The following is a 23,218-nucleotide window of genomic DNA, read 5'->3' on the forward strand; positions in this document are numbered from 1 at the left end:
ATTTACCTGTGACGGAAAGCAGCGGTGGAGCGGTCAGGCGATGAGGCCGCGGCGGATGGCCTTCACCACGGCCTGGGTGCGGTTGACCGCCTCCAGCTTGCGCGTGACCTGGTTGAGATAGTGGTTCACCGTATGCTCGGACAGGCCGAGGATTTCGGCGATCTCCAGGCTCGTCTTGCCCGCCGCCGTCCAGGAAAGGCACTGGATCTCGCGGTCGGTGAGCACCACCTGGCCGGATTTCCAGGCCGAGCCGATTTCGGCCAGCCGGTTGAAGAGATGGACGGAGATCATTTGCAGCATCAGCCGCTCGTCGCGGCCGAGCGCCGCGCTGTCCCCGCCCCAGACGACCGCGCCGCGATTGCCGAGCGCATCGTGTACCGGGAAGAAATGGCCGACCAGCATGCCATGAGTGGTCAGGAGGGTGAGCAACTCGCTGAAATCGGCCTGCTCGGAGGATTCGCCGATCCATTCCCGCATGTCGTAGGAGAAGGGCACCGTGGTCAGCCGCAGCTTGCGGATGCCGGCGCTGTGGCGGACCATACGCAGCGCGTCGTATTTGGCGAGGACTTCCTGCGGCCAGTTGCTGACGATGGAATAGGCGGACAGCTTTTCCGCCTCGAAGCCGGGCAGGGTGAAGACGACGAAATATTTGAGACCGTATTCCTCGCATTTGCGCCGCATGTAGCGCACGATGTCGAACTGCGTCTCCAGGGCGGCGATTTCCGCGCCCTCGTCCTGAAGCTGGTTCTCGCTCCTGCTGGTCTCGTCGGCGGTCATGGTGCCCCGCATCGGTTATTCCTTGTTTTCATGCAACTGGAGCGAGACCGCACACATTCCAGCAAATGGCTGGCCAGAAAATGGCTGGGTTCATGCGTATGCATCAGTTCAATAGTCCGGCGCGGATCGCCTTGGCGACCGCCTGGACCCGGTTGACCGCGTCGAGCTTGCGCGTCGCACGGTTCAGGTAGTGATTGACGGTATATTCGGAGAGGCCGAGGATTTCGGACATCTCCATGCTGGTCTTGCCGGCCGACGCCCAGGACAGGCACTCGATCTCCCGGCGGGACAGCGAGACGGTCTGGCGGTCGCCCGCGCGCAGTTCGAGGACCTGGGTGAAGACGGTGTTGGCCAGCGCGTTGAGCTCGGCCATCTCGCGCGGGGCCAGCGTCTCGCGCGTGCCGCCGAAAGCGAGCGCGCCGCGCAGGCCCGCCGAATTGTGCGCCGGGAAATAGGCGCCGCGCGACAGGCCGTGCCGCTGGAAGAGATCGGAGGCGATGGCCGCCTTGCCGTCGGCGCGGCGGCGATTGGTGCCGTCCGCGTCGTAGGTGAAGGGATTGGTGCTCTGGCGCAGGCGCTCGATGACCGGGCTGCCGAAGATGAGGCCGGCATGGTCGTAGGTTTTGAGCATTTCGTCCGGCCAGGACGTCAGCAGGACATTGGAGGAGAAGTCCGTGGAAGTCTCGGACGGGACGTTGATCAGGAGATAGCCGCGCAGACCGTGACGCCGGACCATGCCGTCAAGGGCCTCGACAATGTCGTCCTCCGAGCCGGAGGCGCCCGAACTCCAGGTCTTCGGGAGTCGCGCCGATGTCGTGTGGAATCGATCCGCCATATTCAACTTCCTTCAGCAATGCAGGCGACCGCGCGGCAGAGTCTGCCTGCACAATGCACTTGCCCGCCTCAGGAACCCCCGTATCCCAATGCAAGTCTTTTCGAAAACCGCGCCTCAAGTCCGCGGAGCGCGACGCAGCCCGCAGGCCGGTCACGCAGAAAGCTAATGGCGGCCCCAACCCACGTCCAGTGTGATTTTCTAATTTACCGTAAAATCGCCGGGGAAGACAACTTCGCGGACGGAATGCCCGCTTCCCCTATCACCCTAGCGTTGCGGGCCGAGCCTTGCGGCCAGTTCGCCGGCAATGGCTTGCGCGGCATGGCGCACATGCGGCGCCCATGCCGCAAGCTGCTCCGGTCCCACCCGGTAGGCCGGTCCCGTCACCGATACGCCGGCGGCAAGCGCGTGGCCCGGATCGACGATCGGTGCGGCGACGCAGCGGATGCCCGGCTCGTGCTCCTCGCGGTCATAGGCGACGCCGTCGGCGCGGATATCGGCCAGTTCTGCAAGAAGCGCGGCGCGGTCGGTGATCGTCTGCGGCGTGAAACGGCGGAATTCCAGCCCGTCCAGCAGCGCATCGAGCGCGGCGGGAGCAAGCGCCGAAAGCGCGGCCTTGCCGACGCCGGTGCAATAGACCGGCGAGGCGTTGCCGATCTGCGAATTCATGCGCACGGCCTGCCGGCTCTCCACCTTGTCGAGATAGATGATCTCGCGCCCACGCAGCACGCCGAGATGCACGGTCTCGCCGGTCTCCCGGTGCAGCGCGTCGAGAAAGGGTGCGGCGACGGTGCGGAACTCGTTGCGTGCCCAGCTTGCCGAGGCGAGCTTCAGGAGACGCAGGCCCGGCACATAGGTATGGTCGGGGCGCAGCTCCAGCAGGTCTTCCTGCACGAGATGGGAGAGCTGACGGTGCAGCGTGCCGCGCGGCTGGCCGCTGACGGCGAGCACGTCGGTAAAGCGCATCGGCCGGTCGCAAAGCGCCACCGTTTCCAGCACGGCCATGGCCTTGCCGAGCGTGCCGGTGCCGCCGTCCTCTTCCGTTTCCCTGCGCATGGCATCGCTCCGCCGCTCTCTTGACAGGGACGTATCCTAGCGAAATAATTCCGAATAATCAAACTGTGTTCCAAATATTGGAACATCAAGCATTGAAACACTTGTCGGGAGACAGGCGATGGCGGGCCGCTATCCGGACCTTGCGGGAAAAGGCGTGCTCATCACCGGCGGCGGCTCGGGGATCGGCGCTGCGCTTGTCGCGGGATTTTCGGCCGAGGGCGCGCGCGTCGCCTTCCTCGATATCGCGGAGGCGGAGAGCCGTGAGCTTGTCGCCTCGCTCGACGGCAAGGTCGAGCACCTCCCGGTCTATATGAAGACGGACCTTCGCGACATCGACGCCCTGCGCGCGGCCGTCACACACGCGGCTGCGGCGCTCGGCGGCATCGGCGTGCTGGTCAACAATGCGGCGCGCGACGACCGGCACGATTTCGAAAGCGTCGAGCCGGACTATTGGGACGAGAATCATGCGGTGAACCTGCGCCATCACTTCTTCGCCGCGCAGGCCGTCGCGCCGCATATGCGCGCGGGCGGCGGCGGGGCGATCGTCGGCTTCTCCTCCATCGCCTACCTGCTCAACATGGGCGAGCTGCCGGCCTATGCCACCGCCAAGGCCGGCATTGTCGGCCTCACCAAGTCGCTCGCCGGCCGCCTCGGCCCGGACAATATCCGCGTCAACGCCATCCTGCCCGGCATGGTGCTGACGGAACGGCAGAAGCGCCTGTGGGTCGATGGGGATGCCGCCGCCGAAGGCATCGCCCGGCAATGCCTGAAGCGCTCTCTGCTTGCCGAAGACATGGTCGGCCCCTGCCTTTTCCTGGCGTCGGATGCGTCCGCCGCCATCACCGCGCAAACGCTCATCGTCGATGGAGGCATGCTCTGATGACACGATCCGATCCCCACCCCGCCTATGTCGCGGTGGACTGGGGCACGTCCAGCTTCCGCCTCTGGCTGATCGGCCAGGATGGCGGCGTGCTTGCCGAGCGCCGCAGCGCCGAGGGCATGACGGTCGCCGCGCGCACCGGCTTTGCCGGGGTGCTGGCAAGCCATCTCGCCGCGATTTCCGCGCCCGCCGGCCTGCCGGTCCTGATCTGCGGCATGGCCGGCGCGAAACAGGGCTGGGTGGAAGCCGGCTATCTCGATACGCCCGCCGCGCTCGCCGCCATTCCGGCCGCCGCCGTGCGCATTCCCGGGGTCGACGCGGATATCCGCATCCTGCCGGGCCTTGCCCAGCGCGATGCCGCCGCCCCGGACGTGATGCGCGGCGAGGAGACGCAACTGCTCGGCGCGGCCGGCGAACTCGGCAGCGGCGACCATCTCGTCTGCATGCCCGGCACGCACAGCAAATGGGTGCGGCTGTCCGGCGGCCGGGTCGAGGGGTTCTCCACCTTCATGACCGGCGAACTGTTCGACGCCATCGCGAAGAACACCATCCTCAGCCACGCCATCGCCGAGGCCGGCGCGGTCCAGGGCGACAATGCCGCCTTCCGCGCCGCCGTGAAGCGCATGGTGGACAATCCGGCGCTGGCGACGAGCCAGCTCTTCTCCGTGCGCGCCGGCTCGCTGATCGCCGGCCTTTCGCCCGACGATGCCAAGGCGCGGCTGTCGGGCACGCTGATCGGGCTGGAGATCGCCGGCGCGCTGTCGATGGTGGCCGAGGGCACGCCGGTGGCGCTCGTCGTCTCGGGCGGGCTCGGCGCGCCTTACAGGCAGGCGCTCGCCGCTGCCGGCCTGTCGCCTTTCGTCATCGATGCCGATACCGCCGTGCGAAACGGCCTTGCCGCGGGCGCCAGGGCGCTCTGGTCCCTCTGAGAAAGCGAGAACAATGAGCCGCATTCCCTTCCCCCCGATGAAATATCCCCTGATCGCCATCCTGCGTGGCCTGAAGCCCGCGGAGACCGAAGCGGTCGTCGGTGCGCTGATTGAAACCGGCTTCACCGCCATCGAGATTCCGCTGAATTCGCCCGAGCCGTTCCAGTCCATCGGCATCGCCGCGAAGATGGCGCCCGAGGGCTGCCTGATCGGCGCCGGCACGGTGCTGACGGTCGCGGACGTGAACCGGCTCGACGAGGTCGGCGGCCGGCTGATGGTCAGCCCGAATGTCGAGCCGGAGGTCATCTCCACCGCCGCCGCGAAGGGCATGGTGACGATGCCCGGCGTCTTCACCCCGACCGAGGCGCTCGCCGCCGCGCGCGCCGGCGCGACGGGCCTGAAATTCTTCCCGGCCAGCGTGCTCGGCCCGGCCGGCATCCAGGCGATCCGCGCGGTGCTGCCGGCGGAACTGGAGATCGCCGCCGTCGGCGGTGTGTCGGACAGGAATTTCGGCGACTATGCCGCCATCGGCATCCGCAGCTTCGGCCTCGGCTCCAGCCTCTACAAGCCGGGCATGGACGCCGCCGAGGTCCGCGCCCGCGCCAAGGCAACGCTCGAAGCCTATGACGCCGTCTACGGAGCGGGCCGATGACCGAGACCCATTCCTTCGCCGGCCGCACGCTCTGCGACGTCGATTGCCAGCTCGGGGAAGGCCCGACCTACGATCCGGCGAGCGGCAAGGCCTTCTGGTTCGATATCAAGGGCCAGAAGCTGCACGAACTCCACCTTACCACCATGGCGAAGGCGGTGCATGACCTGCCGTTCCTCGGCAGCGTGCTGGCCGTCATCGATGCCGGCCGCCAGCTCATCGTCTCCGACCGGGGCCTGTTCGTCCGCACCGTCGCCGATGGCGCGCTTGCGCCCTTCGTCACGCTGGAGGACAAGGCGGTCAACCGCTCCAACGACGGGCGCGTGCATCCGTCCGGGGCGCTCTGGGCGAGCACGATGGGGCGCAACGCGGAAAAGCATTCCGGCGCGATCTACCATGTCGCGGGCGAGCGGGTGACGAAGCTCTTCTCCGACATCACGATCCCGAACAGCATCTGCTTCTCGCCCGATGGCGCGACCGGCTATTTCATCGATTCGGACGTCAACCGACTGATGAAGGTGGCGCTCGATCCGAAGACGGGCCTGCCTGTCGGGGAACCCGCCATCCTCAGCGATGAAAGCGGAACGCCGGGCGATGTCGACGGATCGGTCTGCGATGCGGACGGGCTGATCTGGAACGCCCGCTGGGGCGCGGGCGCCGTCGAGGTCTACAAGCCGGACGGCACGAAGGTGGCGCGCTATCGCGTGCCGGCCTCGCAGTCGAGCTGCCCGGCCTTCATCGGCGAAAAGGCCGACCGGCTGCTGGTGACCTCCGCCTGGGCGGGCATGGACGCGGCGGCGCGCCTTGCCGATCCCCATGCCGGCCAGACTTTCGAGCTGGGCGTCACGGTCAAGGGGCGCTTCGAGCCGACTTTCGCGCTCTGACATTCCTGCATGGTTGAAAGGCGCGGCATCCCGGTTTTCCTGGGAAGGGCCGCGCCTTTTGCATGGCTGCGATCAAAAACAGGGCAATTTTCATCGGAACCAAAGCCGGATGTCGCCGTTCCTTGTTCATCAACCGGCGCGGACGAGCGCTTTCACCGCCGCCGCGCCTTGATGCCAACGAGACGAAAGGCAGGTTCAAAATGACTAGGACATTTCTTACTTCCGTTGCCGCTGGTGCACTTTTCCTCGGCGCCGCCATGGCGCCGGCGGTTCATGCGCAGGATGCCAGCCAGCCGGCCGCCGGCCAGACCATGGAGCAGCCCGGCATGACGGGCGATGCCGCCAAGGGCACGACCCCGGACGATACGGCGCAGGCCCCGGCGGCCACGCCCACCGAGGACACGGCCCAGACGCCGGCGACGCCGAGCGAGGATACCGCGCAGGCCCCGGCCGGTGACGGCACGTATCTGACGGCCCAGTCGGACGAGCAGATCAGCGCCAACACCTATATCGGCCAGTCGGTCTACAACAGCGCCGACGAGAGCATCGGCAAGATTTCCGACCTGATCATGGCAAAGAGCGGCGGTATCGACGCAGCCGTCATCGGCGTCGGCGGCTTCCTGGGCATCGGCGAGAAGTGGGTTGCGGTGCCGTTCGAGAAGATCGCCATCACGCAGGTTCCGGAGTCGGACGACGTCAAGCTGACGACCACCGAGACGGCGGAAAGCCTGCAGGCCGCGCCGGAATTCAAGACCCGGGCGCAGCAGGTCGCCGAGCGCCAGGCCAATACCCCGGTCGACACTTCGACGACCTCGTCGACGACCGACACGGGCACGGCCCCGGCCACGACCCCGCCGGCCGAATAACCCGGCGGTCTTCTGACCTCCAGCCCGGTGGCGATCCCTGCGCTGCCGGGCTTTTTTCGCTGCAAAGGCTCTAGCGGCGCAGGACCGGCCGAACCTCTTCGTGGAAGAAGCGGAAATAGGAGGAGATCTGCGCCAGCGCATTGGTGGACAGCTTGTACTGGATGCCGAGGCGGCCGTTGGAATACCAGCGCACGGTGCCGCTGAGACGGCCCAGTTCCTCGCTCTCCACCGTCACGATCTGGCCGGGGGAGATCTGGATCGGCTTCTCGATGTCGAAAGCCATCCCGGTTGGGGAGAGATCGACGACGCGCGCGCGCGTCGACTGGTGCATCACCTTCACCGTTGCGAAAATACGGACCCTGGAACGGTCGGTTGCTCGAACGGGCATATCCTTGATGGTCTGCATTTCCGGCTCCATCCCTGAAACAATGCCATGGAACGGACAATAGCAGGCACTCTTTGCCGGATGGCTAAACGGATCGGTGCAAATTTAGTGAATTGGCATATTAAGGCACAGGCCGTCAGGACGCGGCGCGGCCTTCGACGCTGATATAGCGGTCGGCAAGGAAGCGCAGGGTCGCGACGGCGTCGGCCGGCTTGCCGTAGAAATAGCCTTGCCCCATGCCGCAGCCGAGCGCCTTCAGCTTCAGCGCCTCGGAGAAATCCTCGATGCCTTCGGCCACCACGGCAAGGTCGAGGCCCTCGCACATGGCGACGATGGCCTTGATGATATGCTCGGAGGCCTTGTCGTTGGAGATGCGCGAGACGAAGGCGCGGTCGATCTTCACCTTGTCGAAGGTGAAGTCGCGCAGGCGCCCGAGGCTCGACTGGCCGGTGCCGAAATCGTCGAGCGAGATGCGCACGCCCGCCGCCCGCAGTTCCCCGACGATCTTCTGCGCCGTGTCCGCATCGGTCATCACGGCCGTTTCGGTGATTTCCAGCTCCAGCCGGCGCGGATCGAGGCCGACGCGGTTGAGGATCGCCAGCGTGTTGAACGCCGTCTTCGGGTCCATCAACTGGGCGGAGGAGAGGTTGAAGGAGAGGAAGAGTTCCTTCGGCCAGGACAGCGCCGCCTCCGCCGCCTTGCGCAGCAGCGTGTCGGACAGCGCGTCGATGAAGCCGCGCTCCTCGGCCAGCGGCACGAAGACGGCGGGCGAGACGTAACCGAGGTCGGCGTCGCACCAGCGCGCCAGCGCCTCGAAGCCGACCACCGTATCGTCGCGCAGGCTGACGATCGGCTGGAAATGCACGTCCACCTCATTGGCGATGATGGCGTTGCGCAGCGCCTGTTCTAGCTGCGTCGCCCGCTTCATCTCCAGCGCGATTTCCTGCGAGTAGACGGTGATCTGGCCACGGCCGCGGCGTTTCGAGCGGTAGAGCGCGGTGTCGGCGCTTTTCAGGAGCTCGGTGAAGTCCTCGCCGGCGAAGGGATAGATGGCGAAGCCGAAGGAGGCGGAGAGCCGCACGTTGCGGTCGCCGAGGTCGAAGGGGGCGGACAGCACCTCGCGCAGCATCTGGCCGATCTTCTCCGCGCCCTTGCGCTCGAAGACCAGCGGCAGCACGAAGGCGAATTCGTCGCCGCCATGGCGCGTCACGGTCGCGCCGTCGGGAATGCAGGCCTTCAGGCGGTGGGCCACCTGGCAGAGAATCTCGTCGCCCGCGCGCGGGCCGAACAGGTCGTTGATGGGTTTGAAGCCGTCGAGATTGGCGATGCCGATGGCGAAGGGCGCCGGGTCTTCCTCGCGCTCCTTGGCGATCTGGCGTACCTTATCGCGCAGCCGGTAGAGGTTGCCGAGCCCGGTGAGCGGGTCGGTATAGGCCATGGCATGAAGGTCAGTCTGGGAAACGTCCAGCGCCGCGTGGTCAGCAGACTTCATCAATGATTTCCCGTACTTGCCCTGCTTTAGACGACAGCCCAAGATGCGACATGACCGTTAACAAATGCATAGCGGGCGATCCCCAGACCTGCCCCCCGCCTCCCCATTTTTAGGGGGTTGACCGTCCGTTTCCGGTCAGGCGACGATTTTCTCCAGCCGTGCGGCGGCATAGCGGCGGTAGATGACTTCGATCATGTCGGGGCTGACCGGCTTGGTGATGTAGTCGTCCATGCCGGCATCCAGGCAGTTCTGCATGTCGGCATTAAGCGCCTGGGCGGTGACGGCGACGATGGGCGTGTGGGTTCCCGTCAGCTTCTCCGCCGCGCGGATTTCCAGCGTCGCGTCGATGCCGTTCATGACGGGCATGGAGATGTCCATCAGAACGAGGCGCGGCTGGTGCTTGCGCCAGAGCGTGACCGCTTCCTCGCCGTTCTCGGCGATGCGGTGCGAGATGCCCATGCTTTCGAGGATCTGCGAGAAGACGAACTGGTTGATCTGGTTGTCCTCGGCGACCAGCACCTCCACGTCGCCCAGCGCCGTCGGCGGCATGCTGGTGATGTCGGTCGCGATGTACCAGTCGTCGGAAAGGGCGGGGGAGGTGACGATGTCGCCGAGCGGCGATTCGTCGTTCGACAGCAATTCGTGCGCCTCGACGAGCGCGGGCATGAAGTCCGGCCCGATGCCGTCGGGCTTGACCAGGCGGGTCGCGACGCCGAAGCGGCTTTCCCCGCCGCCATGGCCGGGCAGGTTGTCGTCGATGACGACGAGATCGACCGCAAGACCGCGCGCTTGCGCAAGGGTGAGAAAGGCGTCGTGCTCGGGCATGTCGCGCACCGCGCAGCAGTCGGCGCTGCGCACCTTGAACTCGCCGACGAGGATGTCGGCGATCCGCGGGTTGGGCGAGACGACGAGGACGCGCCCGCCCTGGGCGGCCCGTAGGTCCTCCGGGGGAATCTGGTCCAGCAAAAGGCGGCGCTCGGCGTCGCGCACGGGATCGAAGCAGTTCTGCGCCGCCACGAAGCCGCCCGGCACGCGCAGCAGCGTGTCACCCGCGTCGGCCATGACCTGTTCGCCCGCCGCGTAGGCCGTCATGTCCTCCATGATGGTCACGATGGCGTGGTGCCCCGGCGCGCCGATCCGGTACTTGTGGGTGATGACGTAGAGATCGGAGCCGTCCGCGCGCACGATATGCTCGGCGAGCGTGAAGGGTTCGCCCGTTTCCAGCACCCCGCGGTCGCTCGCCTCGATGCGCCCGGAGCTTTCGGCATCCGCCAGCGCCCAGACCGAGCGGCCGAGGATAGCGTCGGCCGCCGTGTCGTAGATCGCGCAGAAGGCCTTGTTGACGGCGATATAGGTGAGGTTGCGGTCCTTGATGACCATCGGCGACGGCAGGGTCTCGAGGATTTCCTCGGTCAGGGCGATGCGCTCGAGATCGAGGCGCCACTGTTCTTCCTGCTTCTTCTGCTCGGAGACGTCGACGAGGGTGGTGATGTTGTAGCCGTTCGGCAGGCGGCGCTTGCGGAAATGGACCCAGCGGTCGCGCCCCAGGCGCTCGACGGCGTCGTGCAGTTCGCGCCAATGGGCGGAAATGCGAGTGGAGATCCATTCCTCGCGGTTGGGGGCCTTGCCGCGCTGCTCGGGCGCGAGGCCGTAGCGCACGCCGCTGTCGAAGATCGCGCCCAGCACGTCGCGCAGCCGCGTTCCGGGTTGCAGCATCTCGGGGGGAAGGGGGAAGTAGCGCGGGACCTGGCGGCTGGCGAAAACGAGGCGGTCGTCCTTGTCATAGACGATCACGGCCGCGGCGAGGATGTCGCACGCCGCCTCGAACATTCCCAGCCGGATGTGCGCGTCTGACGACGCTACATCATTCATTATGGCAGTCCTCGCCTGTCTCTGGCATTCCGAAAACATGCTGATCGGCACGGATCGCGCCTTGGGACACGGGAATGACAGCGGCCAGCGACGCTGAAATCGTCCACCGGAGGGACCGGCAGGCTTGTGCTCATACAAGCGCTACGGCACGTTCGCAGCATTTTATTAAAGCCTGATTAAACATGTCGAAACGGCGGGCGCGCGGGCCGGCACGGGGCGGCTTGCAGCGCGATCTTGATTTTTATGTTGCGCCGCGCAATATGCGCGGCCGGCCGGTAAAGGCGGTGTCCAATCAGGAGTGTGAGCGATGGTCCGTTCCGGAGCCACTCGCCGGTGATCACGGTTTTCCGTTCCAATGGCGAGGCGCGCACCCTGCCGGCCGAAGCCGATTCGGCCGCCGCCGAGGCCATTGCCGGCGCTGTCTGGATCGATCTCGTCGAGCCGCGCCGCGACGAGGAGGCGCTGATCGAGCGGGTGCTCGGCATCGAGGTGCCGACGCGTGACGAACTCAAGGACATCGAGCCGTCGAGCCGCCTCTATACCGACGGCAACGCCGCCTACATGACCGCCTCGCTGATGGTGCAGGCCGAAAGCGACCTGCCGCACCTGACGGATGTCGCCTTCATCCTGACCGCTGGCAAGCTGCTCACCGTGCGCTATGCCGAGCCGCGCTCCTTCGCCCTTTTCAGGAACAGCATGCACCGCATTCCGGGCGGCTGCTCCTCGCCGACCGTCATGATCACCCGGCTTCTGGAAACGGTCGCCGACCGCACGGCGGAAATCCTGGAGATCGCCGTCGCGCGCGCCGACAGGCTGTCCCTGGAAGTGTTCGGCGACAACAGGCACCTGTCGCGCCGCCCGCCGCGCTATCTGGAGGATCGCGTGGTGCAGGTCTCGGCGCTGCACCGCCTCGTCGCCAAGACGCGCGACAGCCTGATGTCGCTGTCGCGCGTGCTGACCTTCCTGCATGCCCTGCCGGCGCTGCAATCCGACCGCGAGAGCCTGGAACTCTGCCGCACGGTGACGCGCGACGTGCAGTCGCTGTCCGAACATGCCGGTTTCGTCGCCGGCAACATCACCTTCCTGCTCGACGCCTCGCTCGGCCTCATCAACCTCGAGCAGAACGCCATCATCAAGATCTTCTCGATCGCTTCCGTCGTGCTGCTTCCGCCGACGCTGATCGCCTCGATCTACGGCATGAACTTCGAATTCATGCCGGAACTGCATGTCGACTACGCCTATCCGCTGACGCTCGCGGCCATGGTGCTGTCGGCCATTCTCCCGTTCTTCTTCTTCCGCTGGAAAGGCTGGCTCTGAAGCCAGATCGCCCGATGCAGTCACAAGCTGGTAGCGCACCGAACACCCATAGCCGGCAGCGCGCGCTGTTCCTCCTCGCCCTCGGCTCCGTCGGCGTCGTCTATGGCGACATCGGCACCAGCCCGCTCTATGCCTTCCGCGAGGCGCTGCGGCCCGTCGCCCATGACGGCATCGAGCGCGTCGAGATCATCGGCCTCATCTCGCTGATGATCTGGACGCTGACGATCATCGTCACGCTCAAATACGTGCTCTTCCTGCTGCGCGCCGACAACCACGGCGAGGGCGGCACGCTGTCCCTTCTGGCGCTGCTCTCCAAGACCGCCGGCCGACACGCGCCCGTTCTGTTCTTCCTCGGGGCCATCGGCGGGGCGCTCTTCATCGGCGACGCCATGATCACGCCGGCGCTGTCGGTCCTGTCGGCCGTCGAGGGCCTGAAGCTGGTGACGCCGACGCTCGGCGACTATGTGGTGCCGATTTCCGTCGTCATCCTCGTCATGCTGTTCGCCGTGCAGTCGCTCGGCACGGCGGCGGTGTCGAAGTTCTTCGGGCCGATCACCGCCGTCTGGTTCATCGTCATGGGTCTTGGCGGCATCAGCCATATCAGCGACGACCTCGGCATCCTCTCGGCCTTCAATCCCTATTACGCCGCGCGCTTCATGCTGACCGAGGGCTATGTCGGCCTCGTCGTGCTCGGCGCGGTCTTCCTCACCGTCACCGGGGCCGAGGCGCTTTATGCGGACCTCGGCCATTTCGGCCGGCGGCCGATCCAGTGGGCCTGGTTCTGCCTGGTGTTCCCGGCGCTGACGCTCAACTATCTCGGCCAGGGCGCGCTGGTGCTCGCCCACCCGGAGACCATCGACAATCCCTTCTTCCTGATGTTCCCGAAATGGGCGCTGCTGCCGGTCGTCATCCTCGCGACGGCCGCCACCATCATCGCCAGCCAGGCGGTGATCACCGGCGCCTTCTCGCTGACCCGCCAGGCGATCCATCTCGGCTTCCTGCCGCGCATGGAGATATTCCACACCTCCGAAACCCAGACCGGCCAGATCTATCTGCCCGGCGTCAACACGGTGCTGCTGCTCGGCGTCATGCTGCTCGTCTTCATCTTCGGTTCCTCCGAAGCGCTGGCGACCGCCTACGGCATCTCCGTCACCGGCGCGATGGTGGTGACGACCGTACTCGCCTTCGAGTTCCTGCGCGCCCGCTGGCGCTGGACGCCGCTCGCCGCCGCCGCCGTTCTTGCGCCGCTCTTCCTGCTGGAACTCACCTTCCTCGGCGCAAATCTTCTCAAGGTGCATGACGGCGGCTATGTGCCCGTCACCATCGCCGCCGCCGTCGTCGTGCTGATGTGGACCTGGACGCGCGGCACGCGCATCCTGCGCGAGAAGACCCGCCGCATCGAAGTGCCGCTGCCGGCCTTCGTCAAGTCGGTGGAAAAGCAGAGCGCCCATGCGCCCGTCCAGGTCACCGGCACGGCCATCTTCCTGACCAGCGACCCGGATTTCGCCCCGGCCGCCCTATTGCACAACATCAAGCACAACCACGTGCTGCACGAGCAGAACTTTATCCTGACCGTCAAGACCGCCAACACGCCGCGCGTCATCCCGGCCGAGCGCTTCACGGTGGAGCGCATTTCCGACCGCTTCTCGCGCATCGAGCTGCGCTTCGGCTTCATGGAGACGCAGAACGTGTCGCAGGCGCTGGGCCTCATGCGCAAGGCGGGCCACAAGTTCGACATCATGTCGACCTCGTTCTATCTCGGCCGCCGCAAGCTTGTTCCCGATGCGCAGTCCGGCATGCCCATGTGGCAGGACCGCCTGTTCATCGCGCTCGCCAACCTCGCCACCGACCCCTCCGACTACTTCCGCCTGCCGACCAACCGCGTGGTGGAACTGGGCTCGCATGTGGTGATCTGACGAAAACGTGAAGGGGAGACGAGGGCCTCCCCCGACCCGGTTTATCAGCATTAACCAACCATCAAGGTTAATGCTTCATTTTACCCTGCGAACGAGCCGCTTCAGGCCCGTGCTTCGGTGCGGCAGGCTCCCTACGAACATTTCCGGGCAGGACGGCCCGCCGGGTGTTTTTCGGCGGAAGGGCCTGCGCGCGCATCAGGGTGCGGAGTAGTCAGTTGCGTAAGCGTAGCAGTCGTCATGCCGGTGCAGGCCGCTTTTTCGTATCCCTCCTGCAGTTCCAGCAAAAGTTTGCCGCGGCCATGCCGATGGCATTGCGCGAAAAGTCCCGGGAATGGAAAATTCCCCTCGCCGTCGGTCTCGGCCTCGTCGCCGGCTTTCCGACGCAGGCGGCCCATACGGACCTTGCCACCTATCTCGCCGGCCTCAACCGCAAGGGCGGCAACCAGACCATGGTGCTGACCCGTTCGCCGGCCGGCTCCGTGCATGAGGTCGAGATCGCCTTCGCCGATGCGATGACGACCGGCGGCGTGGAGAGCGGGGCAGGGGTGGAGCTTCCCGGCGGCGTCAAGGCGGCGCTGCGCAGCGAGCACAAGGGCGAGGGCGCGATTCCCGACGAGGACCGCATCAACCGTCGCGACAAGAAGGGCCGCATCGTCGCCGTGCTGCCCGTCACGCCGCCCAAGGGCTTTGCGGCCGGCTCGATCCTGGAGCGCACCAGCTCGCTGCTTTCCCCGACCTTCGACAGCGGCGAGCGCATGGCCTTCGCCAAGCCCGACATCAAGGGCAAGGAGATTGCCATCGCGACGGCCTTCTACAAGAAGAAGCCGGTTCACAAGGATCCCGGCGTCTCGCCGATGATCGCCAGCCTCGTCACCAACGACAAGGCCGATATCCTGGCGACCGCCTATGCGCGCGTCGAGCCGGACTATGCCCGGGAATCGCCCTTCGATTCGATCCTGAAGCCGAAGGAAGAGACCGGCCGCTTCATTCCCGAGATATCGCCGGAGGATCACGCCTGGGTCGCGACTGCGCTGCCGGCCGAGGTCTTCACCGCCAAGGAGCAGAAGTGCCTTGCCGAAGGCATCTATTTCGAGGCGCGGGGCGAGGAGGTGAAGGGGCAGGCCGCCGTCGCGCAGGTCATCCTCAACCGCGTGCGCAACCCCGCCTATCCGAAAACCATCTGCGGCGTCGTCTACCAGAACGAAAACTGGCGCGGCCGCTGCCAGTTCTCCTTCGCCTGCGACCGCATTCCGGACCTGATCCTCTCGCCCTGGCACTGGAAGACCGCCAAGGAGATCGCCATGGCCGTCACGGCCGGCAAGATCTGGATCGACGACGTCGGCTCCTCCACCCACTATCACGCCACCTACGTGAACCCGCCATGGGGCCGCACGATGAAACGCGTCGCCAAGATCGGCAAGCACATCTTCTACCGCACCTATGGCGGCGGCTGGAGCTGAGGGCTTCCGCCGGGAACTTGCAAGCGAGCAGTGAGTCCGCGCCGAAGGCCGCGCGATTCCCGGGGCAGAGAGTCGCGCTCGACGGTCGATTCTTGATAATTAGTTGATTTTATTGCATATTTTTGGTGTTGCGCAAAGCTTCGCCATGCCTTGACTATGCTGGCACCTAAAACTATGTTGCGGCCGACTTCGAAAGGGGTCGGATATGGCTTGAATCCTAGCCTTCAATATGTCCGCAATGGGGCGAAAGCGCCGCGGAAAGAGAACGGGAGAGCGCCATGGCCGACGATCAGAAGACAAGTCTGGAAGACCGGCTGAAACGCCTGGACGCGGAACTCGCGGAACGGCGCAAGGACGACGGGGCGGAAGCAGCCGCCGAGGCACGGGCATCGGAAAGTCGCAAGGGCTACGCCGTCGCCATGAAGCTCTCGAGCGAGTTCGTCGCGGCCGTCATCGTCGGGGCGCTTCTGGGCTATCTTTTGGACCATTTTGCGGGTACAGGGCCTTGGGGAATGATCGTTTTCCTGCTCCTTGGCTTCTGCGCCGGCGTTCTGAACGTCATGCGCGCGGCTGGCATGGTGGCATCGCCCCACCCGGTCGACAGGCTGGCGGGGCGAGAGCCCGGCAAGGCCGGCGGCGGACGGGATGAAACCGAGACGAAGGACGGCGCCTGACGGCGCGGTTCGAATAGTGGGTGACTTCCGCCGCAAGGCGGGCAAGCGAGAGAGATAAACGGTGTCAAACGATCCGACCCATCAGTTCCTGGTCAACAAGATTGTTCCGATCGAAATCGGCGGCATCGATTTCTCGTTCACCAATGCCTCCCTGTTCATGGTCGCCACCGTCGCGGCCGCAGCGGGCTTCCTCTATTTCACCACGGGCCAGCGCGGCCTCGTGCCGAGCCGCATGCAGTCGGTCTCGGAAATGTCCTATGAATTCATCGCCTCGATGCTGAGGGAAGGGGCGGGCAGCCACGGGATGAAGTTCTTCCCGTTCGTCTTCTCGCTCTTCATGTTCGTGCTGACGGCGAACCTGCTCGGCATGGTGCCCTACTTCTTCACGGTCACCAGCCAGATCATCGTCACCTTCGCCCTTGCGCTTCTCGTCATCGGCACGGTCGTCTTCTACGGCTTCTACAAGCACGGTTTCGGCTTCCTGAAGCTCTTCGTGCCGTCGGGCGTTCCCGGCGCGCTTCTGCCGCTGGTCGTCTCGATCGAGGTCATCTCGTTCCTCTCGCGTCCGATCAGCCTCTCGATCCGTCTCTTCGCCAACATGCTGGCGGGTCACATCACGCTGAAGGTCTTCGCCGGCTTCGTCACCTCGCTGAGCGCGCTTGGCGCCGTCGGTGTCGCCGGTTCGATCCTGCCCCTTCTCATGACCGTCGCCCTGACCGGTCTCGAATTCCTCGTGTCGTTCCTGCAGGCTTACGTCTTCGCAGTTCTGACATGCATGTACCTCAACGATGCCGTGCATCCGGGTGGTCACTAAGGAAAAAGTCGCCGACGCCCTCGGGCGTCGCTCATAAGCCGCAACAACCCATTCAAGGAGTTCAACATGGAAGCGGAAGCAGCAAAGTTCATCGGCGCAGGTCTTGCCACGTTCGGTCTCGCCGGCACGGCTCTCGGCCTCGGCAACATCTTCGGCAACTACCTGGCCGGCGCTCTTCGCAATCCGTCTGCTGCTGACAGCCAGTTCGGCCGTCTCGTATTCGGCTTCGCCGTTACGGAAGCTCTGGGCATCTTCTCGCTGCTCATCGCTCTCCTTCTCCTCTTCGCCGTCTGATATCGGCCGAGGACTGGACCATGGCCCGATGAGGGCCGTGGTCCACCGTACGTTCCGTACATGATCTGAGAGTGCCCCCTGGAGGTGAGCATGTCTGTGACCCCGGCATCTGCCGAGTCCACCCCTTTTGAAGTCGCCCAGGCGGAAACTCCTGCAACCGCGCACGAGACCCCTGCGGACGCGCATGCGGCCCAGCCGGCAGGCGCAGGCGAAGTGCACACCGAGACGGGTGTCGCCCATGGCGAGGAAGCCGGTTCCGGCGTGTTCCCGCCTTTCGACCAGACCACGTTCGCATCGCAGCTCCTGTGGCTCGCGATCACCTTCGGTCTTTTCTACCTTCTCATGTCGAAGGTCGTCATTCCGCGTATCGGCGGCATCCTCGAGACGCGCCATGACCGCATCGCGCAGGACCTCGATGAAGCCTCCCGCCTGAAGGCGGAAGCCGACGCCGCGATCGCTTCCTACGAGCAGGACCTCGCAAGCGCCCGCGCCAAGGGCAATGCGATTGCCTCGACCGCCCGCGAAGAAGCCAAGGCCAAGGCCGACGCCGAACGCGCCAAGATCGAAGCCTCGCTGCAGGACAAGATCGCCGGCGCCGAAACGCGCATCGCCGAGATCAAGGCCAAGGCCCTTGCCGATGTCGGCTCCATCGCCGAGGAAACCACGGCAGCCGTTGTCGAGCAGCTCGTCGGCGCCAAGGTCACCAAGGCCGAGATCGCCGCCGCCGTCAAATCGGCCGCAGGCGAGTAAGGAGAGGGTTCGATGCATTTCGACGCAACATTCTACGCCTTTGTCGGCCTCATCCTGTTCCTGGCTCTCATCGCCTACCTCAAGGTTCCGGGCATGATGGCAAAGGGTCTCGACGCCCGCGCCGAGAAGATCCAGAACGAGCTGGCCGAAGCCAAGCGTCTTCGTGAGGAAGCCCAGCACCTGCTGGCCGAATACCAGCGCAAGCGCAAGGATGCCGAGGCGGAAGCCGCAAGCATCGTCGCTTCCGCCGAACGCGAGGCAAGCGCGCTGACCGCCGAAGCCAAGCAGAAGACGGAAGAATACGTCGCCCGCCGCACGGCGCTTTCCGAGCAGAAGATCAAGCAGGCGGAAGCCGACGCGATCAATGCCGTGCGCGCCGCCGCCGTGGACCTCGCTGTCGCAGCCGCCGAAAAGGTCATCGCCTCCAAGGCCGATGCCGCCACCGGCAAGGCGCTGTTCGACAACGCCATCAGCGAAGTGAAGGCCCGCCTCAACTGAGGCTGCCTCACGGATAGATTTGAAAAGGCCGCCCACGGGGCGGCCTTTTTGCATTGGCGGAGCCTTCGCCGGTTGTCGGGGCCGCTGGTTGTCGGGGCCATTGCGAAATGCCGAGCCTGGAACATCTCCAGCGGAAGCGGGCTCGCTTCGGCGTCCGATAGGGCTCTAGGTGATGCCATGCTTTTTCAGAAGCGCCTGCTCGTCGCCCGATATCCAGCCGAACACTCTCGGTTCCCCAGCTAGCATCTGGATCAGGTAGTGGACCTCGAAATCGACCGCCGTGTCCGGCCGATCCATCCGCGCATAGGTCGCGGTCCAGGAAACATGGGCGAGGCAATGAAGCGGGTCTATCGGAGAAAGGTGTATGTCGCGCAGGCGCATTTCCTTCGTTCCCATGGCGCGATAGTGCTCGTAGCCCTGCGCCATGGCTTGCCGGAAACCGTCGTCGTTCCGTCCGGCTCGCACGCCGGCGGGACCGGCGCCTATGAATTCGGTCGCGTATAGTGATGCGAGTTCCTCCGCATCGAATTCGCTGACAAGGGAACGGTTGAAGAAACGCTCGTATCGCTCGAAAAATTGCCTGACGACCATCTCCATATGCGTTCCTCCGGGGTGCTTTCCGCATTCAGCCTACGCGCTGAACACACCGTACGGAAAGGGCCCGGCCGAAGAACGAGCCGTTCGAGGTGTCAATCCTGGCGCAGCGGGCGGAAACTCATGCGGTGCAGGGGGCAGGGGCCGAGGGCGGTTATGGCCTTGCGGTGGACTTCCGTGGCGTAGCCGGCGTGGATGGCGAAGCCGTAGCCGGGGAAGGTCTCGTCCGCGCGCGCCATCATGCGGTCGCGCGTGACTTTGGCGACGATGGAGGCGGCGGCGATGGAGAGGGAGCGGGCGTCGCCCTTGACGACGGCGCGGCCCTCGCAGGCCAGCCCCGGCGGCACGTCGCGGCCGTCCGTGAGCACGAGTTTCGGCGCGACCTCAAGGCCGGCGACGGCGCGGCGCATGGCGTCGAGGCTGGCCTTGCGGATATCGATGGCATCGATCAGGCGCGCGGAACTGGAGGCGATGGAGACGAAGGCGCTCGCAAGGATCAGCGTGAACAGCGCCTCGCGCTTTGCCGCGCTGAGCTGCTTGGAATCATGCAGGCCCGGGGGGATGTTGTCCGGGTCGAGCACCACCGCAGCGGCGACGACGGGGCCGGCGAGCGGCCCGCGCCCGGCCTCGTCCGTGCCGGCGACCGGCCAGAGACCCTTGCTGCGGGCGGCGGTCTCCATCGAGAAGTCCGGCCCCTCGGGCATGTCGAAAAGAAGGCGGGAATCGGAGGATGCGCGCTTGGCCATGGCGGCGACCATGCACATCCGTCCGATTCCCTGCAAGTCCTCCGACGCATGCGGCGGGTCGGAGGAGCGTCCGGAGCGCCCAGGGGATGGCGCGGGCCGGAAAGCGGTTTTGTCGATGCCCGGGCCGGTGTCGGCCGGGATAGGTGTGGTTCAAAGCGCCGTCGTGCGGAGCCGCATGGCCCCCTCATCCGCCTGCCGGCACCTTCTCCCCGAGGGGAGAAGGGACTGTGGGGCGAGAGGGCTTCCATGCGTCGATGCCGCCGCGTGGGCTTTACAACAGCGAGAGTTGCACCCCGCTGCCGGACGGTGGGACGAACTGGTCGAGGGCGAGCGTGCGGCGGGTGCGAGTCAGTTCCAGCCGCTTCGTCGCCATTTCGAAGCGGCGGGCGATCTGCCAGGCATAGGGGCCGGCGCCCTTCATGCGCTTGCCGAACTCCGCGTCGTAATCCTTGCCACCGCGCATTGAGCGCACCAGCGACATGACGTGGCGGTAGCGGTCCGGGTAGTTGCGCAGCAGCCAGTCGCGGAAGAGGGGGCTGACCTCCAGCGGCAGGCGGAGCAGCACGTAGCTCGCTTCCAGCGCGCCCGCCGCCTTGCCCGAATCCAGCACCCGCTCGATCTCGTGGTCGTTGAGGCCGGGAATGATCGGCGCCATCATGACGGCGGTCGGGATGCCGGCATCGGAGAGTGCGCGAATCGCCTCCAGCCGGCGCGGCGGGGTCGCGGCGCGCGGCTCCATGGTGCGGGCGAGCTTGCGGTCGAGCGTGGTGACGGACATGCCGACCCAAGCAAGGCCCCGCGCGGCCATGCGGGAGAGGATGTCTATGTCGCGCATGACCAGCGCCGACTTGGTGACGATGGAGACCGGGTGGTTCGCCTTGTCCAGCACGTCGAGGATCTGCCGCATGATGCGCCATTCCTTCTCGATCGGCTGGTAGGGGTCGGTATTGGTGCCGATGGCGATGACGCGCGGCTTGTAGCCGGGCCTGGAAAGCTCCCGTTCCAGAAGCCGCGGTGCATCGGGCTTGGCGAAAAGCTTCGCCTCGAAATCGAGACCGGCGGAAAGGCCCATGAAGGCATGGCTCGGCCGGGCGAAGCAATAGATGCAGCCATGCTCGCAGCCGCGATAGGGATTGATCGAGCGGTCGAAGGGGATATCGGGCGATTCGTTGCGGGTGATGATGGTGCGCGGCTTTTCCACCTGCACTTCCGTGCGGAAGGGCGGCAGCTCCTCCAGCGTCTGCCAGCCGTCGTCGAATTCTTCGCGCGTCTGCGGCTCGAAACGGCCGGTGAAGTTCAGTCCCGCGCCGCGTCCGCGTCGCCGGTCCACCTCGACGCGCATGCCCGACTGCGCCATCAGGGCGTCGGCAACGTCCTTCGTGTGGCCGGGCGCAAGCGCGCCTTGCCTGAGGCTGGCAATATCGTTCATGGCTGTCTCCGGCGGGGCCGTTCACCCCGATTCCAATGACTATATTCCTATCGCCGGAATGAGAACAATGCAAGAACAAATTCGTGGGTGCCCTTCACCATGCCGCTTATCGGTCGTGGCAATCCATGCTGCGATGCGGTATGGGGAGGGATGCTGACGATCATCATGGAATGCCGGGACGACGAGGCCGAACTGGCGCAGACCCTTTCGGCGCTGGTTTCGGGCGCTGTCGAGGGCATCGTGCGCGACGTGATCGTGCTCGACCACGGCTCGCGCGACGGCTCCTCCACGGTGGCCGATGCCGCCGGCTGCCGTTTCCTGACGGTATGGGATATGCCGGAGGTCCTGCGCTCCGCCCGGGGCGACTGGCTGCTGCTGCTGGAGCCGGGCGCGAGGCCGATGGCGGGTTGGGTGGATGCGATCGTCGATCATGTGGCGGTCGATCCCGGTCCGGCCCGTTTTCGCGGCGTGCGGGGCTATCGGCGGCCGTTCCTTCAGCGTCTTTTGCGCGGCGCGCCGCCGCTGGAGCGGGGCTATCTCGTCAGCAAGCGGCAGGTGGGCGCGGTAGCGCGGCCGGGCATGGCGCTTGCGGATATCGCGAAGGGCGGGAAGGCGCGCGATCTCGGCGCGGAGATCGTTCCGGCCTGGGTGGTCAGGGCGATGCGGTCCTAACCCGCCGAGCGCTTCAGGTGTTCGTCGAGGCGCGGCATGATTTCCACGAAATTGCAGGGCATGTGGCGATAGTCGAGCTGCGCCTTCAGGATGCCGTCCCAGGCGTCCTTGCAGGCGCCGGGCGAGCCGGGCAGCACGAAGATATAGGTGGCGTTGAGCACGCCGCCGGTCGCGCGCGACTGGATCGTCGAGGTGCCGATCTTGTCATAGGAGATGCGGTGGAAGACCTCGGAGAAGCCGTCCATGCGCTTTTCGAAGATCGGCTCCAGCGCTTCCGGCGTCACGTCCCGGCCGGTGAAGCCCGTGCCGCCGGTGGTGATGACGACGTCGATGGCCTCGTCGCGCGTCCAGGCTTCCACCTGCGCGCGGATCGCGGGAATGTCGTCTCTGGCGATGGCGCGGGCGGCGAGGCGATGGCCGGCTTCCGTGATGCGGGCGACGAGCGTGTCGCCGGAGCGGTCGGTCTCGGGCGTGCGCGTGTCCGAGACGGTGAGCACGGCGATGCCGACCGGAATGAAGGGTCTCGTCTCGTCAATGCGCGCCATCGTCAGCTCCCAGCGTGCGGGTGGCGGTGAAGAACCAGTGCGGATGCTGCTGCGAGAGCAACGCCGCCGCCGCTTCCGCCGCTTCGTCGCTCCTGTATAGCGCGAAGCAGGAGGCGCCGGAACCGGACATGCGCACCACGTGCGCATCGGTCGCGGCAAGGGTTTCCGCAAGCGCGGAAATATCCGGGCAGAGCGCGTGGGCTGGCGGTTCGAGATCGTTGCGCAGGCGGCCGATGGCGTCCAGCCAGTCGGCCGGGGAGGCGTCGAGGGCGAGCGGCGGATTATGCCGGGAGGCGAGCGCCTTGAAGACGGCGGGCGTTGAGACGCCGACGAGCGGGTTGGCGAGCACCATCGGCAGCGAGGGCATGGCGACGGGGGTGATTTCCTCCCCGACGCCGCGTGCGATCAGCGGCCGGCCGGCAAGGCACATGGGCACGTCGGCGCCGAGGCCGATGGCGATGGCGTCGAGCGTGGCTTTCGGCAGGTCGGCCCGCCAGAGGGTGAGCAGGCCGCGCAGCGTTGCGGCTGCATCCGCCGAGCCGCCGCCGATGCCGGAGGCGATGGGCAGGTTCTTTTCGAGATGGATATGGACGGGCGGGGCGGCCTGCCCGTCTGCGTCGAGCGCGGCCCGCAGCCGGTCACGGGCGCGGGTGACGAGATTGTCGCTCTCGGCGGCAAGCGTTTTGGAGAAGCGGCCGGAAAGCGTGAACAGATCCGCTTCCGCCGGCGACAGGCCGATGCGGTCGCCGAAGGCGGTGAAGGTCACGAGGCTGTCGAGGAGGTGGTAGCCATCCTCGCGCCGGCCGGTGACGGCGAGCGCGAGGTTGATCTTGGCGGGCGCCGGCTCGAGGACGGCAAAGCCCGAAAGGCTGTTCGTCGGCATCCGG

General features: G+C 66.0%; 25 protein-coding genes. 14 read left to right on the forward strand and 11 right to left on the reverse strand.

The window, feature by feature from the left end:
- Positions 1 to 33 precede the first annotated feature (33 nt).
- The 3 genes from K8M09_RS03370 to K8M09_RS03380 form a co-directional block, all read right to left on the reverse strand.
- Complete coding sequence (locus K8M09_RS03370; protein WP_160785408.1) at positions 34 to 789, reverse strand: helix-turn-helix transcriptional regulator; 756 nt, start codon at positions 787 to 789, stop codon at positions 34 to 36.
- 91 nt (positions 790 to 880) lie between these two features.
- Positions 881 to 1,612 (reverse strand): helix-turn-helix transcriptional regulator, encoded by a 732-nt coding sequence (locus K8M09_RS03375; protein ID WP_160785409.1) that lies wholly within the window; start codon positions 1,610 to 1,612, stop codon positions 881 to 883.
- A 264-nt stretch (positions 1,613 to 1,876) separates the two neighbouring features.
- Positions 1,877 to 2,665 (reverse strand): IclR family transcriptional regulator, encoded by a 789-nt coding sequence (locus tag K8M09_RS03380; RefSeq protein ID WP_206366655.1) that lies wholly within the window; start codon positions 2,663 to 2,665, stop codon positions 1,877 to 1,879.
- A gap of 118 nt (positions 2,666 to 2,783) precedes the next feature.
- Between K8M09_RS03380 and K8M09_RS03385 the strand changes: the two genes are divergently transcribed.
- From K8M09_RS03385 to K8M09_RS03405, 5 genes are all read left to right on the forward strand, one after another.
- The gene (locus K8M09_RS03385) at positions 2,784 to 3,545 is read left to right on the forward strand and encodes an SDR family NAD(P)-dependent oxidoreductase (protein ID WP_160785410.1); all 762 of its coding nucleotides are present in this window, start codon (positions 2,784 to 2,786) and stop codon (positions 3,543 to 3,545) included.
- Positions 3,545 to 4,474, forward strand: coding sequence for a 2-dehydro-3-deoxygalactonokinase (locus K8M09_RS03390; RefSeq protein ID WP_160785411.1), 930 nt, complete (start codon positions 3,545 to 3,547; stop codon positions 4,472 to 4,474). The genes K8M09_RS03385 and K8M09_RS03390 overlap by 1 nt, the downstream gene beginning before the upstream one ends.
- Before the next feature lie 13 nt (positions 4,475 to 4,487).
- On the forward strand, positions 4,488 to 5,126 hold the full coding sequence (locus tag K8M09_RS03395; protein ID WP_160785412.1) for a 2-dehydro-3-deoxy-6-phosphogalactonate aldolase: 639 nt from the start codon (positions 4,488 to 4,490) through the stop codon (positions 5,124 to 5,126).
- On the forward strand, positions 5,123 to 6,007 hold the full coding sequence (locus K8M09_RS03400; RefSeq protein WP_160785413.1) for an SMP-30/gluconolactonase/LRE family protein: 885 nt from the start codon (positions 5,123 to 5,125) through the stop codon (positions 6,005 to 6,007). The genes K8M09_RS03395 and K8M09_RS03400 overlap by 4 nt, the downstream gene beginning before the upstream one ends.
- A gap of 200 nt (positions 6,008 to 6,207) precedes the next feature.
- Positions 6,208 to 6,873, forward strand: a complete 666-nt coding sequence (locus K8M09_RS03405) for a PRC-barrel domain-containing protein (protein WP_160785414.1) — start codon at positions 6,208 to 6,210, stop codon at positions 6,871 to 6,873.
- A 70-nt stretch (positions 6,874 to 6,943) separates the two neighbouring features.
- On the opposite strand, the gene K8M09_RS03410 is transcribed toward K8M09_RS03405, so the two are convergent.
- From K8M09_RS03410 to K8M09_RS03420, 3 genes are all read right to left on the reverse strand, one after another.
- On the reverse strand, positions 6,944 to 7,279 hold the full coding sequence (locus tag K8M09_RS03410) for a PilZ domain-containing protein (RefSeq protein WP_229342132.1): 336 nt from the start codon (positions 7,277 to 7,279) through the stop codon (positions 6,944 to 6,946).
- 115 nt (positions 7,280 to 7,394) lie between these two features.
- Positions 7,395 to 8,750, reverse strand: a complete 1,356-nt coding sequence (locus tag K8M09_RS03415; RefSeq protein ID WP_160785415.1) for a putative bifunctional diguanylate cyclase/phosphodiesterase — start codon at positions 8,748 to 8,750, stop codon at positions 7,395 to 7,397.
- A 135-nt stretch (positions 8,751 to 8,885) separates the two neighbouring features.
- Entirely contained in the window at positions 8,886 to 10,622 is a 1,737-nt protein-coding gene (locus K8M09_RS03420) for a response regulator (RefSeq protein WP_160785416.1), read from the reverse strand.
- Positions 10,623 to 10,955: 333 nt separating this feature from the next.
- On the opposite strand from K8M09_RS03420, the gene K8M09_RS03425 reads away from it, so the two are divergent.
- The 8 genes from K8M09_RS03425 (at position 10,956) to K8M09_RS03460 (ending at position 18,345) form a co-directional block, all read left to right on the forward strand.
- Positions 10,956 to 11,939 carry a magnesium transporter CorA family protein gene (locus K8M09_RS03425; RefSeq protein ID WP_380734509.1) on the forward strand — a complete coding sequence of 328 codons (984 nt, stop codon included), beginning with the start codon at positions 10,956 to 10,958 and terminating at the stop codon, positions 11,937 to 11,939.
- 14 nt (positions 11,940 to 11,953) lie between these two features.
- Positions 11,954 to 13,855: a potassium transporter Kup gene (locus tag K8M09_RS03430; protein WP_160785417.1), complete on the forward strand. Its 1,902-nt coding sequence runs from the start codon at positions 11,954 to 11,956 to the stop codon at positions 13,853 to 13,855.
- 299 nt (positions 13,856 to 14,154) lie between these two features.
- The gene (locus tag K8M09_RS03435) at positions 14,155 to 15,315 is read left to right on the forward strand and encodes a cell wall hydrolase (protein WP_160785677.1); all 1,161 of its coding nucleotides are present in this window, start codon (positions 14,155 to 14,157) and stop codon (positions 15,313 to 15,315) included.
- A gap of 278 nt (positions 15,316 to 15,593) precedes the next feature.
- Complete coding sequence (locus K8M09_RS03440; RefSeq protein WP_160785418.1) at positions 15,594 to 15,989, forward strand: AtpZ/AtpI family protein; 396 nt, start codon at positions 15,594 to 15,596, stop codon at positions 15,987 to 15,989.
- A 61-nt stretch (positions 15,990 to 16,050) separates the two neighbouring features.
- Entirely contained in the window at positions 16,051 to 16,803 is a 753-nt protein-coding gene (locus K8M09_RS03445; protein ID WP_160785419.1) for a F0F1 ATP synthase subunit A, read from the forward strand.
- A gap of 66 nt (positions 16,804 to 16,869) precedes the next feature.
- Positions 16,870 to 17,097, forward strand: coding sequence for a F0F1 ATP synthase subunit C (locus K8M09_RS03450; RefSeq protein WP_024270186.1), 228 nt, complete (start codon positions 16,870 to 16,872; stop codon positions 17,095 to 17,097).
- 90 nt (positions 17,098 to 17,187) lie between these two features.
- The gene (locus K8M09_RS03455; RefSeq protein ID WP_160785420.1) at positions 17,188 to 17,847 is read left to right on the forward strand and encodes a F0F1 ATP synthase subunit B; all 660 of its coding nucleotides are present in this window, start codon (positions 17,188 to 17,190) and stop codon (positions 17,845 to 17,847) included.
- Positions 17,848 to 17,859: 12 nt separating this feature from the next.
- Entirely contained in the window at positions 17,860 to 18,345 is a 486-nt protein-coding gene (locus K8M09_RS03460; RefSeq protein WP_160785421.1) for a F0F1 ATP synthase subunit B, read from the forward strand.
- Between the two features lie 165 nt (positions 18,346 to 18,510).
- Here K8M09_RS03460 and K8M09_RS03465 read toward each other — a convergent pair whose 3' ends face one another.
- From K8M09_RS03465 to K8M09_RS03475, 3 genes are all read right to left on the reverse strand, one after another.
- On the reverse strand, positions 18,511 to 18,942 hold the full coding sequence (locus K8M09_RS03465) for a DUF4440 domain-containing protein (protein WP_160785422.1): 432 nt from the start codon (positions 18,940 to 18,942) through the stop codon (positions 18,511 to 18,513).
- Positions 18,943 to 19,034: 92 nt separating this feature from the next.
- The gene (locus tag K8M09_RS03470; protein WP_380734514.1) at positions 19,035 to 19,703 is read right to left on the reverse strand and encodes a ribonuclease HII; all 669 of its coding nucleotides are present in this window, start codon (positions 19,701 to 19,703) and stop codon (positions 19,035 to 19,037) included.
- Between the two features lie 253 nt (positions 19,704 to 19,956).
- Positions 19,957 to 21,114: a PA0069 family radical SAM protein gene (locus tag K8M09_RS03475; protein ID WP_160785423.1), complete on the reverse strand. Its 1,158-nt coding sequence runs from the start codon at positions 21,112 to 21,114 to the stop codon at positions 19,957 to 19,959.
- Between the two features lie 150 nt (positions 21,115 to 21,264).
- On the opposite strand from K8M09_RS03475, the gene K8M09_RS03480 reads away from it, so the two are divergent.
- Positions 21,265 to 21,786: a glycosyltransferase family protein gene (locus K8M09_RS03480; protein ID WP_160785424.1), complete on the forward strand. Its 522-nt coding sequence runs from the start codon at positions 21,265 to 21,267 to the stop codon at positions 21,784 to 21,786.
- Here the strand turns inward: K8M09_RS03480 and moaB are convergent.
- A complete protein-coding gene (gene moaB / locus K8M09_RS03485) occupies positions 21,783 to 22,331 on the reverse strand; it encodes a molybdenum cofactor biosynthesis protein B (protein WP_160785425.1) in 549 nt (182 codons plus the stop codon). The genes K8M09_RS03480 and moaB overlap by 4 nt on opposite strands.
- Complete coding sequence (locus K8M09_RS03490; protein WP_160785426.1) at positions 22,318 to 23,214, reverse strand: 4-(cytidine 5'-diphospho)-2-C-methyl-D-erythritol kinase; 897 nt, start codon at positions 23,212 to 23,214, stop codon at positions 22,318 to 22,320. Before K8M09_RS03490 ends, moaB begins: the two co-directional genes overlap by 14 nt.
- Positions 23,215 to 23,218: the final 4 nt, after the last annotated feature.

It is taken from the genome of Shinella zoogloeoides (genome assembly GCF_020883495.1).
Classification (GTDB): domain Bacteria; phylum Pseudomonadota; class Alphaproteobacteria; order Rhizobiales; family Rhizobiaceae; genus Shinella; species Shinella zoogloeoides.